The organism is Streptomyces sp. NPDC090045 (assembly GCF_044747975.1).
Taxonomy (GTDB): Bacteria; Actinomycetota; Actinomycetes; order Streptomycetales; family Streptomycetaceae; genus Streptomyces.
This window is the reverse complement of the sequence record NZ_JBIVFA010000013.1, coordinates 209,870-222,297: the sequence shown is the minus strand read 5'-3', so window position 1 is coordinate 222,297 and position 12,428 is coordinate 209,870. Positions and strand designations below refer to the sequence as shown.

The window sequence follows — 12,428 nt, the reverse complement described above, 5'->3', positions numbered from 1 at the left end:
AGGGTGGAGCGGTGAAGGCAGACCAGTACGTGACGGTGGCCCGCGAGGGCGTGCACGAGTCCGAGATCAACCGCTCGCGTTTCCTGTGCTCGCTCGCCCCGGCCGCGACCGAGCAGGAGGCGCAGGAGTTCGTCGCGCGCATCCGCAAGGAGCACCCCACCGCCACGCACAACTGCTTCGCCTACGTGGTCGGCGCCGACGCCTCCGTCCAGAAGGCCAGCGACGACGGCGAGCCCGGCGGCACCGCCGGGGTGCCGATGCTGCAGATGCTCATGCGCCGCGACGTGCGTTACGCCGTCGCCGTGGTCACCCGCTACTACGGCGGCGTGAAACTCGGCGCCGGCGGCCTGATCAGGGCCTACGGCGGAGTCGTCGGCGAGGCGCTCGACGAGCTCGGCACCGTCACCCGGCGCCGCTACCGGCTGGCCACCGTCACCGTCGACCACCAGCGCGCCGGCAAGACCCAGAACGATCTGCGCGCCACCGGCCGGACCGTGGTCGACCTGCGCTACGGCTCCGCGGTGGAGATCGAGGTCGCCCTCCCGGAGGCGGATCTGCCCGCCTTCGAGGCCTGGCTCGCCGACAGCACCGCGGGCACCGCCGGCCTCACCCTCGGCGGAGAGACGTACGCGCCCTGAGCGACCCCGGGGACGGGTTAGCGTAGAGGGGTTCAGCGAGCAGGTGACCACCAGGGGGAGACGGCATGTGCGGCGGAGCCGGCGAGTGAAGTTCCTGCACACCTCGGACTGGCACCTCGGCCGGGCCTTCCACCGGGTGAACCTGCTCGGCGCCCAGGCCGCCTTCGTCGACCACCTCGTCGCGACCGTCCGCGAGCGCGAGGTCGACGCCGTCCTCGTCGCCGGTGACGTCTACGACCGGGCCGTGCCCCCGCTGCCCGCCGTCGAGCTGTACGACCGGGCCCTGCACCGGCTCGCCGACCTCGGCGTGCCCACCGTCATGATCTCCGGCAACCACGACTCGGCCCGCCGGCTCGGCGTCGGCGCCGGACTGATCGACCGGGCCGGGATCCACCTGCGCACCGACCCGGCCGGCTGCGCCGACCCCGTCGTCCTGGCCGACGTACACGGCGAGGTGGCGCTGTACGGGCTGCCCTACCTGGAACCGGCCCTGGTCAAGGACGAGTTCCGCGCGGACAAGGTGAGCCACGAGGCGGTACTGGGCGCGGCCATGGACCGGGTGCGGGCCGACCTGGCCAGCCGCCCGCCCGGCACCCGCTCCGTCGTCCTGGCACACGCCTTCGTCACCGGCGGGCAGGCCAGCGACAGCGAGCGCGACATCGCCGTCGGCGGGGTCGAGGCCGTGCCCGCCTCCGTCTTCGACGGGGTGGACTACGCCGCCCTCGGCCACCTCCACGGCTGCCAGACGATCAACGAACGGGTCCGCTACTCCGGTTCCCCGCTCGCCTACTCCTTCTCGGAAGTCCACCACCGCAAGACCATGTGGCTGATCGAACTGGGCGCGGAGGGGGAGATCGCCGGCGCCGAACGGATCGACACCCCCGTACCGCGCCCCCTCGCCCGGCTGCGCGGACGCCTCGACGACCTGCTGGCCGAGCCGGCGCACGCGGTGCACGAGGACGCCTGGGTCGAGGCCACCCTCACCGACCCGGTACGCCCCGACGACCCCATGGCCCGGCTCGCCGCCCGCTTCCCGCACACCCTCAGCCTCGCCTTCGACCCCGAGGGCCGCGAGGAGGAGGCCGGCTCCTCCTACGCCCAGCGGCTGCGGGGCCGCAGCGACCAGGAGATCGCCGAGGACTTCGTCGCCCACGTGCGCGGCGGCGGCCGGGCGGACGAGGCCGAACGGGCCGTCCTCCAGGGCGCCTTCGACGACGTACGGGCCGACGACAGCCGGCAGGAGACCCACCGATGAGGCTGCACCGGCTGGCCGTCACCGCCTTCGGGCCCTTCGCCGAGCCCCAGCGGATCGACTTCGACGCCCTGTCCGGCGCCGGGATCTTCCTGCTCCACGGACCCACCGGCGCGGGGAAGACCTCCGTGCTCGACGCCGTCTGCTACGCCCTCTACGGCTCCGTGCCCGGCCCCCGCCAGGCCCCCGGCACCAGCCTGCGAAGCGACCACGCGTCCCCCGGGACCCCGACCGAGGTCACCCTCGAACTCACCGCGGGCGGCCGCCGACTGGAGATCAGCCGGCGCCCCGAACAGGAACGCCCCAAGAAGCGCGGCACCGGCACCACCAAGGACAAGGCCCAGAGCCGGCTGCGCGAGCACACCGGCGAGGGCTGGCAGTCGCTCAGCCGCTCCCACCAGGAGATCGGCGAGGAGATCGAGCAGCTCCTCGGCATGAGCCGCGAGCAGTTCTGCCAGGTCGTGCTCCTGCCGCAGGGGGAGTTCGCGAAGTTCCTGCGGGCCGACGAGGCGGCCCGCGGCCGGCTCCTCGGCCGGCTCTTCGACACCCGCCGCTTCGCCGCCGTCGAGGCCCTGCTCGGCGAGCGCCGCCGGGCCGCCGAGGCCAGGGTCCGGGCCGGCGACGAGAAGGTGCTGCACACCGCGCAGCGGCTCGCCCAGGCCGCCGGGGACAGCGCCGACCTGCGGGCCTGGCCGCTGCCCGGACACCAGCCGGGCGACCCCGGGCTCGCCGCGGCGGTCCGTGCCTGGGCGGCCGTCGCCCGGTGCTCGGCCCGGGAGCGGCAGGATGTCGCCGAGTACGCGCTCGCCGCCGTGGAGAGCCGCCACCACGCCGCCCGGCGGGCCGCCGAGGACGCGCGCGAGCTCGACCGGCTGCAGCGCCGGCACGCGGAGACCGTCCGCCGGGCCGCCCTGCTCGCCGAGGCGGAGCCCGAGCGGGAGCGCGTGCGCGGCCTGCTGGACCGGGCCCGGCGAGGCGCCCTCGTCGCTCCCGCCCTGGAACTGCGCGGCGCGGCCTCCGCCGCACACCTCGCCGCCGCGCACGCGGAGGCCGCCACCCGCGCGGAGCTCCCGCCGCAGCTCAAGGAGGCGGGCACCGAACAGCTCGCCGCCGTGGAACAGCGGCTGCGCGAGGACCTGGGCGCGCTCGGCGCCGCCCACCGGGCCGAGCAGCGCAGCGCCGAGATCGGCCGCGAGCGGGCCGACCTGGAACGGGAATCCCGGGCGGCCGATGAGCAGCACCAGGAGACCGCCGAGTGGCTGGAGCGCTGGGAGGCGACCCGGACCGCCCTGCAGGACCGCGTGGACGCCGCCCAACAGGCCGCGACGCTGGCCGAACAGCTCGCGGGCCGGCTGGAACCCGCCCGGATGCACCTGAACGCCGCCCGCCGCAGGGACGAGTTCGCCGCGGACGCGGACCGCGCCGAGGGTGAACTCCTCACCCTGCGCGAGGAGTCGGCCGCCGCCCGGGAGCGCTGGCTGGAGCTCAAGGAGGCCCGGCTGCGCGGGATCGCGGCCGAACTCGCCGAGGCCCTGGTGGCGGGCGAGGCCTGCACCGTGTGCGGGTCCGCGGAGCACCCGGCTCCGGCCCGGCCGGCCCCCGGCCACGTGGACCGCGCCGCCGAGGACGCCGCCCACGGCCACTTCGAACGGGCCGAGCGGGCCCGGGCCGCCGCCGACCGCCGGCTCGCCGCCGCGCAGGAGGCCCGCGCCGAGGCCGCGGCCGCCGCCGGGGACGCCACCACCGGTGAACTCCTCGCCCTGACCTCGGACCTGAGTGCCCGGCACGCCGCCGCCCACGCCGCGGCCGCCGGACTGCACACCGCCCGGGAACGGCTCGCCCGCGCCGAACGGGAGCACGCCGCGCGCAGCACCGAGCGCCAGGGCGCCGAGACCCGGGCCGCCGCCAGGGCCTCCCGGCGCGAGGCCCTGGACGGGGAACAGGCCTCGCTGGAGGCCGAGCTGACCCTCGTACGGGACGGCGCGCCCACCGTCGCGGCCCGCGCCCGGACCCTGGAGGACCGGGTCCGGATGGTCTCGGGGGCCGCCGGAGCGCTGCGCCGCGCCGAGGCGACCGCCACCCGGCTGAAGGAGGCCGACGACCAGCTCGCCGACGCCGCCTTCAAGGCCGGATTCGACACCATCGAGGCCGCCGCCGACGCGGTGCTCCCCGAGTACGAACGCACCGCGCTCCAACACCGGCTGGACGCCTGGCAGACGGAGGAGGCCCTCCTCGCGGACCGCCGCCGCGAAACCGGCGCCGCCGAAGCGGCAGCCCTGCCCCCGGCCGCACCGGAGCGGGCCGAGGCGTACGCGGCCGGGGCCGCGGCGAAGCTCCGTACGGCGGGGTCGGCCGCCGACGCGGCCCGGGTGCGCTGCACGGAGCTCGACCGGCTCTCCCGGCAGGCCGAGCAGGAACTGCGCGCGCTCGGCCCGCTGCGCGAGGCCTACGACCGCGTGGCCCGGCTGGCCGGACTCACCGCGGGCACCTCAGCCGACAACGAGCGCAAGATGCGCCTGGAGGCCTACGTGCTGGCCGCCCGGCTGGAGCAGGTGGCCGCCGCCGCGACGGTACGGCTGCTGCGCATGTCGGGCGGCCGCTACACCCTGGTCCACTCCGATGCGCGCGCGAGCGGACGGGGGCGCTCCGGCCTCGGGCTGCACGTGGTCGACGCCTGGACCGGCAGTGAGCGGGACACCGCCACCCTGTCCGGCGGCGAGACCTTCTTCGCCTCGCTCGCCCTCGCGCTGGGCCTGGCCGACGTGGTCACCGACGAGGCGGGCGGCATGCGCCTCGACACCCTCTTCATCGACGAGGGCTTCGGCAGCCTCGACGACCAGGCGCTGGACGAGGTGCTCGACGTACTGGACTCGCTGCGCGAGCGCGACCGCAGCGTCGGCATCGTCAGCCACGTCGCCGACCTGCGGACCCGGGTCCAGGCCCAGCTGGAGATCGTCAAGCAGCGCGGCGGCTCCGTGGTGCGCCACCGGACGGCGGCCTTCACGGACTGAGCGGCCGGCGGGGCAGCGGAGAGGAGTAGACGATGCTCGTCGTCACCGAACCGAGCCCCGCGATCCGGCCCGTGACCTCCTCCAGGTGCGACATCGAGCGGGTCGCGACCTTGAGGACGAAGCAGTCGTCGCCCGTGACGTGGTGGGCCTCCAGGATCTCCGGGGTGGCCTCCAGGAAGTCGTGGAACGGCTTGTAGTTGCCGTGCGGGTAGCGCAGCCGCACCAGGGCGAGGATCGACTTGCCGAGCCTTTCCGGGTCCACCACCGCCGTGTAGCCGGTGATGATGCCGGTCTCCTCCAGCCGGCGGACCCGCTCGGTGACGGCGCTCGCGGACATGGACACGGAGCGGGCGAGCTCGGTGAAACTGGCGCGGCCGTCCCGCTGGAGTGCTTCGAGGATGCGCCAGTCGGTGGCGTCAGGGGAATAGTCGGTCATGGTGCAGGTCTAGCAGGGGAATCCCCGGTCGGACAACGAGAAGGCCGGGGAAAGTCACTTCCGGGAGTGATCAACGAATCGTAGATTTCTTGCCATGACGACGACGAAGAACACCGCCACCGCCCCCGCCGCTGCCGCCACCCCCGCCAACCCCGTGCTCCGGGTGCCCCCGGCCTCCCCGGCCGCGGCGGCCGCGTACTTCGCCGCGAGCCTGGCCTTCCACGCCGACGTCTCGGACGTCGCGAGCGCCTTCAAGGCCCACCGCGAGACGGGCGCCGAGCTCGGCTTCCAGCTCGTCGACTCCCGCTCCACACCCTCCTGGGACCAGGCACACGTCCCCGGAGCCGTCCACCTGCCCACGGCCCTCGTCCCCGAGCAGGCCGAGCGGCTCCTGGACAAGGACGTCCCCGTGGTCACGTACTGCTGGGGCCCCGGCTGCAACGGCGGCGCCCGCTCCGCCCTCGCCCTCGCCGAACTCGGCTTCCAGGTCAAGGAGATGCTCGGCGGCATCGAGTACTGGATCCGCGAGGGCTTCGAGGTCGAGACCTGGCAGGGCGGCCGGCAGCGCGCCGAGGCCGACCCGCTGACCGCGCCGACCGACTCGGACGACTGCGGCTGCTGAGGTGCCGGTCCACGCGGACGGGCCGCTCGTTCCCCGGGGGAAGGAGCGGCCCGTCAGTCGTTCACCGGGCGGCGGCAGCCGCGCCGTCAGAGCTTCGACAGCTCGTCCACCAGATCGTCCAGCCCCAGGGAGCCCTGCGACAGCGCCGCCATGTGCCAGGCCTTCAGGTCGAAGGACTCGCCGTGCGCGGCGCGCGCGTTCTCCCGGCCCAGCAGCCAGGCGCGCTCGCCGAGCTTGTAGCCGATCGCCTGCCCCGGCATGGACAGGTAGCGGGTCAGCTCGCTCTCGATGAAGTCCGCCGGCCGGCCGCTGTGCAGGCCGAAGAACTCCTGCGCCAGGTCGACCGTCCAGTTCTCGCCCGGGTGGAACGGCGAGTCGTCCGGGATCCGCAGCCCGAGGTGCATGCCGATGTCCACGATGACCCGCGCCGCGCGCATCATCTGGCAGTCCAGGTAACCCAGGCGCTGCTCGGCGTCCTTGAGGTAGCCCAGCTCGTCCATCAGCCGCTCCGCGTACAGGGCCCAGCCCTCGCAGTTGGCGCTGACCCAGCCGACGGTGGCCTGGTAGCGGGAGAGCTGGTCCGCCACGTGCGTCCACTGCGCGAGCTGCAGGTGGTGGCCCGGCACGCCCTCGTGGTACCAGGTGGAGACCAGGTCGTAGACGGGGAAGCGGGTCTGGCCCATGGTGGGCAGCCAGGTGCGGCCCGGGCGGGAGAAGTCCTCCGAGGGAGAGGAGTAGTACGGGGCCGCGGGCCCGCCCGGCGGGGCGATCCGGGACTCCACCTTGCGGACGCGCTCGGCGAGTTCGAAGTGGGTGCCGTCGAGGTTCTCGATGGCCTCGTCCATCAGGCCCTGCAGCCAGGCCTGGACCTCGTCCACGCCCTCGATGTGGGTGCCGTGCTCGTCCAGGTGCTTCAGAGCCTCCCAGGGGCCGGCGCCCGGGAGGATCCTGGCCGCCTCGGTCTTCATCTCGGCGAGCAGCCGGTGGTACTCCGCCCAGCCGTAGGCGTAGGCCTCGTCCAGGTCCAGGTCCGTGCCGTTGAAGTAGCGGGACCAGCGGGCGTAGCGCTCGCGGCCCACGGTGTCCGGCTTGCCCTCGACCGCCGGGGCGTACACCGTGCTCATCCAGTCGCGCAGTTCGACGAGGGCGGCGGTGGCGCCGGCGGCCGCCGCGTCCAGCTCCGGGCGCAGGGCGTCCGGGCCGGCGGAGACGAACTCCGCGAAGAAGGCGGCGTCGGCGCCGTCCTGGCCGGCCCAGTTGCCGAGCTGGCCGATCATCGTCGTGGTGGCGCGCGGGCCGCCGTACAGGCCGCGCTCCAGGCCGAGCCGGAGGCTCTCGCGGTAGCCGGCGAAGGCGGCCGGGACGGCGCGCAGCCGCTCGGCGATCGCCGCCCAGTCCTCCTCGGTGTCGGAGGGGGTCAGGGTGAAGACCTCGCGGACCTCGTGCGCGGGGCCGTGGATGTTGCTCACGGCGCACAGGTGCTCGTCGGCCTCGTGGACGGCGAGCTCGGCGGTGAGGCGCTCGCGCAGCAGACGGGCGCAGCGGCGCTCGGCGTCGCTGTCGGCGCCCGGCAGAGCCTCGGCGGCGTCGAGGCGGGCGAGCGTGTCGCGGGCCAGCTCGGCGACGGCCGCGCGACCCGCCGGCGAGAAGTCCGGAAGCTTGCCGGAGCTCGCGGCGACACCGAGGTAGGTGCCCGTGATCGGGTCGAGGGCGATGAGGGCGTCGACGTACGCGTCGGCAACCTGGCGCGGCAGTCGGGGGGCGCTGCCGTTCTGGAGGATCTCTGACATGCGGCCATCTTCGTATGTGAGACGGGTTCCCGTCATCACAGATTGCCGTCAGCCTGCCCGGGTGGGCCCGCGCCGGTCCCGCCGCAGGTGCCGGGGTGGATCAACCAGCAGTCGGCACAGCCGAGTTCAGGCCCCGGGCGCGGGGCGGCCGAGGGGTCGCGCGCCCGGATTTTGGCCGGATCCGGAGGTCTCCGGATGCGCTCCATCCGGTTGTCGGGCGTCCGGTTGCGGGCGGTTCGCGGGAGCTTCCGACGATCCGGCCCGGCGGCCCGCGGCGGGTCCGCGGGCCGGTCCGGGCCGGGTGGCTCAGCGCAGGCGGCGCGGCGCGGCCTGCTGGTCGTGCGGCAGCTCGCGGGGGCGTTCGCAGGGGAGGTCGCGGGGGAGCTCGTAGGCCAGGCGCGAGGCGACCGGGGTGGCGTCGAGCCGGGCGGTGATCACCAGGGTGCCCTCCTCGATCTGGTAGTCGAGGGGGAGGCCGAGGCCGCGCATGGCGGCGACCATGCCGGTGTTGGAGGCCTGGGTGACGGCGTACACGCTGTCGCAGCCGGCCTCGACGGCCATCGAGATGAGCCGGCGCAGCAGCTCGGAGCCGATGCCGCGGCGCTGCCAGTCGTCCTCGATGAGCAGGGCGACCTCGGTCTCGTCGCCGTCCCACAGGAGGTGGCCGAGGGCGACGAGCTTCCCGGAGGCGGTGATGGCGGCGAGGGTGCGGCCGAAGCGGGGGCTCAGCAGGTGGCCGAGGTAGCGGTCGGCGTCGGCGACGGGGCCGTGGTAGCGCAGTCCGAGGGTGCGCTCGGAGCAGCGGTCGTGCATGGCGCGGGCCGCGGCGAGGTCGGAGCCGTCGGCGCGGCGCACGGTGATCTCGTTGCCCTCGGGCAGGGTCAGCACGTCCTGGCTGCGCGGGACGCGGGGGCCGAGCCGGGCGTCGAGCTCGACCAGGGCGCGGGCCCGGGCGAACTCGGTCGGGGTGAAGGGCAGGTAGGGCCGCTCCACGGTGATCGCGCCGCCCGAGGGGTCGCGCAGCCGCATGGAGGTGGCCTCCAGGACCCCTTCGACGGGTGCGTCCGCGCCGGAGTTGGGGCGGCCGGAAAGGGTGGTCGCCGGGATCGAGTGGATGGTGCAGCGGCCGAGCAGCTGGCGCAGGGCGAGGGGGAGCTCGGCGGCGTCGAGGGCGGTGCGGGTGGCCAGGCCCAGGACACGGGTCGGGGTGTCGACGAGGTCGTGGGCGTCGGCGCGCTCGATCCAGGTGCTGTGGCCGCCGGCCCGGGAGATGGCGCGGGAGAGGTCGGCGGAGGGCAGTTGCTGCGGGGCGCGCAGCAGGAACTCGTCGACCGTGCCGCCCTCGGGGAGCGGGTGCGTCTGCAGGGTCAGGATGTCGACGCCGCTGCGGGCGAGGGCGGTGCAGACGGCCGCCAGGGAGCCGGGCTCGTCCCGTACGGTCGTGCGCATCCGCCACAGGCTGGTGGTGGCGGTCGCCGTGTCGGTCGGGCCGGAGGCCCCAGCGGGGAGCGGCGCCGGATCACCGGGCGCTGTGCTCCCCGGCGGCGCATGGCTGTGGCGCCGCGCCCACCAGGTGTGGAACGCCGCGGTCACCAGGAGTGCGACGGCCGAGGCGACCAGCAGGATCGGGCCCCTCGGGCCGTGCACGACGAGATTGGCGATGGCGTCGGCGACCGCGACGGCGCAGAACAGGGCGGCGAGTTCGACGAGGTCGCGGCGCCAGTGGTGGCGGTGGGGACGCTGGGCGGAGGCGGGGCTGCGGTCAGTCATGCACACCACTGTGGCTCAGGGGTGTTGCGTGATCACGAACGATCTGTGACCGACTGGTTAAGTGTCCATCTGGCCGATTTCATCCAGTTTTCGGGGCCGTTTCCGGAATACGGGCGCGAGCCCCGGGTCCGGTCCTGCGCGCGTGAGCCCCCGAGACCGGCCCTACCGGCCCTACCAGCTCTACTGTCCTACTGACCCACGCGGCCGGGCTGGAGCGTCCTGGTGAACAGGACACCGCCGCCCTGGCGGCGCAGCCGGACCGTGAGTTCCCCGCTGCCGCCGTCGATGTCGACCTCACCGTAGTACGGAGGGTTCTCCGACGGCGACATGTTGGCGAACGGGGCCGACTGGACGTACGCCGTCTCCGGGCCGAAGGTGGCGTCGAGCCGGCCGGCCGGGAAGCCGCCGGCGCCGATCGGGCCCGACACGAACTCCCAGAACGGCGCGAAGTCGGTGAAGGCGGCCCGCTCGGGCGCGTAGTGGTTCGCGGCGGTGTAGTGCACGTCGGCGGTGAGCCAGAGGGTGCCGGTGATGCGCTGGTGCTTGATGTGGCGCAGGAGTTCGGCGATCTGGAGCTCACGGCCCAGCGGCGCGCCCGGGTCGCCCTGGGCGACGGCCTCGAAGTTCGCGGCCCCGTCGGGGACGACGATGCCGAGCGGCATGTCGGCGGCGATGACCTTCCAGGTGGCGCGGGAGCGGGAGAGCTCGCGCTTGACCCAGGCCAGCTGCTCGGGGCCGAGGATGCCGATGGGGTCCTCGGTCTGGGTGCCGGGGGAGTTGGCGTTGCGGTACGTGCGCATGTCGAGGACGAAGACGTCGAGCAGCGGGCCGTACCGCATCACCCGGTACATCCGGCCCTCGGCGCGTCCGCCGCGCAGGTCGGTGACGGGGAAGTACTCGCCGAAGGCCTGGCGGGCGCGGGCGGCGAGGGTGTCGGCCTCCTTGACGGTGTACCGGGGGTCGTCGATCAGCTGGCCCGGGTACCAGTTGTTGCGCACCTCGTGGTCGTCCCACTGGGCGAGGACCGGGACCTGGGCGTTGAAGGCGGTCAGGTTGCGGTCGAGCAGGTTGTAGCGGAAGTTCCCGCGGAACTCGGCGAGGGTCTCGGCGACCTTCGCCTTCTCCTCGGTGGTCACGTTGCGCCAGAGGCTGCCGTCGCGCAGGGGCACGGACTCCTTGATCGGCCCGTCGGCGTAGACCGTGTCCCCGCTGAAGAGGAAGAAGTCGGGGTTGCGCAGCCGCATCTCCTCGAAGACGCGGTAGCCGCCGAGGTCGGGGTTGATGCCCCAGCCCTGGCCGGCCAGGTCCCCGGACCAGTGGAAGCGCACGTCGTGGCGGCGCGAGACGGGGGTGGTGCGGAAGGTGCCGTGGACCGGCTCGGCGGTGCGGCGGGGGTCGTCGGGGTCGGCCAGGACGACGCGGTAGTGGATCTGCTGCCCGGGCGGCAGATCGCGCAGGACGGTGGTTCCGGTGAAGTCGCTCGACGGGCCGACCAGCGGGCCGCGGTGGCGGCGTACGGCGTAGCGGAACGCCTCGCTCGGGGAGGTCTCGACGTACATCCGCGCGAGGCGGTCGGAACGGGTCCAGACGGTGGCCGAGTGGGCGGTGATCTCGCCGGACTGGACGCCCCAGAGCGCCTTCGGCCGGCCGGAGCGGGCGAAGGCGGGGGCGGCGAGTGCTGGAGCGGCGAACAGCGCGGAGGACAGGGCGAGGGAACCGCCGATGAGGGTCCGTCGGGTGTGCGGCATCGATGCCATCGGTGCGTCTCCAGGGGCCGGCGAGGACGGGTCGGACCAGCGTGCCGCCGCACCCCGGCCCGGCCGCGTCGCCCACGCGAACCTCGGATGAACACCCGTCAGCCGCTCATCCGTTCAGGCGTCCACCGGGTTCGCGGCGGCCGTTCAGGCGGCCACAGCGTTCGCGCTGCGGGCCGTGTCCAGGATCACCCGGGAGACGAGCGCCGGATCGTCGTTCATCGGGACGTGGCCGCAGCCCGGGAGCCGGACCAGCCGGGCTCCGGGGAGCGTGTGCTTGGCGCGCACGCCCTGGCGGCGCAGCAGCAGCCGGTCGCGCGTTCCCCAGGCGATGGTGACCGGCAGGCCGGGCACGTCGTCGGTGAACCGTACGGAACCGCCCGCGGCCAGGGTCTCCTCGAAGCCGGTGGCATCGCGCAGGGCCAGGGTCTCGGCGACCACGGCCTCGGGTGAACGCCGGGCCGGGCGGGCGTAGATGGTGCCGGTGAGCGCGGCGCGGCCGACGGCGTTGCGCGAGAGCCGCCGCACCGCGGGGAGGGGCAGGGCCTTGGCGCCGGCGCGCATCGTGAGGAGGGTGGCGAAGGCGTAGCGGCGCTCGCCCTCCGTCCAGAACCCGGCGGGGGAGAGGGCGGTGACCGAGCGGACGAGCTTGCTCCGGCCCATTTCGAGGGCGAGCAGCCCGCCGAGGGAGTTGCCCGCGACGTGCGGGCGCTCGACGCCGAGGGCCGTGCAGAGCGCTCCGAGCGCGGGGGCCACGGTCCCCAGGTTGTACGGAACCCCTTGCGGCAGCGGCTCCGAGGCGCCGAATCCGGGCAGGTCGACGGCGATCACGTCGTGCTCGGCGGCCAGGATGTCGGTCACCGGCTGCCAGGCCTGCAGGTGGTGGCCGATGCCGTGCAACAGGAGGAGCGGTTCGCCGGAGCCCTTGCGCTCGTAGACGGCGGTGGTGGGGCGGGGGCCGAGCGGCGTATCGATCGTGAAGGAGACCGTGGCGGTCATGCTGCTCCTCGTCGGTTGGACGCGTGCGAGACAGGCTGTCAGTAACACCTACCGCCATGATTACCGTCCGGTAGCCCTTGACTACAAGCCTTCGGGGCGCACGAGAACATCCCGTGAACGGCTTGATACGTATGCCCGATCTGCCCGGCAAAGGGA

At 74.4% G+C, this 12,428-nt stretch carries 9 protein-coding genes; 4 read left to right on the top strand and 5 right to left on the bottom strand.

Features of this window, described 5'->3' with window-relative positions; all coding sequences use genetic code 11:
- The first annotated feature begins 11 nt into the window (after positions 1-11).
- The 3 genes from ACIPYQ_RS30130 to ACIPYQ_RS30120 all read left to right on the top strand — a co-directional run bounded on the left by ACIPYQ_RS30130 (position 12) and on the right by ACIPYQ_RS30120 (position 4,901).
- Positions 12-638 carry a YigZ family protein gene (locus tag ACIPYQ_RS30130; protein WP_361757563.1) on the top strand — a complete coding sequence of 209 codons (627 nt, stop codon included), beginning with the start codon at positions 12-14 and terminating at the stop codon, positions 636-638.
- An 85-nt stretch (positions 639-723) separates the two neighbouring features.
- Entirely contained in the window at positions 724-1,893 is a 1,170-nt protein-coding gene (locus ACIPYQ_RS30125) for an exonuclease SbcCD subunit D (RefSeq protein WP_401256980.1), read from the top strand.
- On the top strand, positions 1,890-4,901 hold the full coding sequence (locus ACIPYQ_RS30120) for an AAA family ATPase (protein ID WP_401256978.1): 3,012 nt from the start codon (positions 1,890-1,892) through the stop codon (positions 4,899-4,901). Before ACIPYQ_RS30125 ends, ACIPYQ_RS30120 begins: the two co-directional genes overlap by 4 nt.
- Here the strand turns inward: ACIPYQ_RS30120 and ACIPYQ_RS30115 are convergent.
- The gene (locus tag ACIPYQ_RS30115) at positions 4,891-5,337 is read right to left on the bottom strand and encodes an Lrp/AsnC family transcriptional regulator (RefSeq protein ID WP_030008650.1); all 447 of its coding nucleotides are present in this window, start codon (positions 5,335-5,337) and stop codon (positions 4,891-4,893) included. The genes ACIPYQ_RS30120 and ACIPYQ_RS30115 overlap by 11 nt on opposite strands.
- 94 nt (positions 5,338-5,431) lie before the next feature.
- Here ACIPYQ_RS30115 and ACIPYQ_RS30110 point away from each other — a divergent pair, with 94 nt between their 5' ends.
- Positions 5,432-5,959 (top strand): rhodanese-like domain-containing protein, encoded by a 528-nt coding sequence (locus ACIPYQ_RS30110; RefSeq protein ID WP_401256976.1) that lies wholly within the window; start codon positions 5,432-5,434, stop codon positions 5,957-5,959.
- An 86-nt stretch (positions 5,960-6,045) separates the two neighbouring features.
- Here the strand turns inward: ACIPYQ_RS30110 and ACIPYQ_RS30105 are convergent, their stop codons facing one another.
- The 4 genes from ACIPYQ_RS30105 to ACIPYQ_RS30090 all read right to left on the bottom strand — a co-directional run bounded on the left by ACIPYQ_RS30105 (position 6,046) and on the right by ACIPYQ_RS30090 (position 12,272).
- Positions 6,046-7,749, bottom strand: a complete 1,704-nt coding sequence (locus tag ACIPYQ_RS30105) for a DUF885 domain-containing protein (RefSeq protein ID WP_401256974.1) — start codon at positions 7,747-7,749, stop codon at positions 6,046-6,048.
- A 306-nt stretch (positions 7,750-8,055) separates the two neighbouring features.
- Positions 8,056-9,519: a GNAT family N-acetyltransferase gene (locus tag ACIPYQ_RS30100; protein ID WP_401256972.1), complete on the bottom strand. Its 1,464-nt coding sequence runs from the start codon at positions 9,517-9,519 to the stop codon at positions 8,056-8,058.
- A gap of 188 nt (positions 9,520-9,707) precedes the next feature.
- Positions 9,708-11,267 carry an alkaline phosphatase D family protein gene (locus tag ACIPYQ_RS30095; protein WP_401257099.1) on the bottom strand — a complete coding sequence of 520 codons (1,560 nt, stop codon included), beginning with the start codon at positions 11,265-11,267 and terminating at the stop codon, positions 9,708-9,710.
- 153 nt (positions 11,268-11,420) lie between these two features.
- The gene (locus ACIPYQ_RS30090) at positions 11,421-12,272 is read right to left on the bottom strand and encodes an alpha/beta fold hydrolase (RefSeq protein ID WP_401256970.1); all 852 of its coding nucleotides are present in this window, start codon (positions 12,270-12,272) and stop codon (positions 11,421-11,423) included.
- Positions 12,273-12,428: the final 156 nt, after the last annotated feature.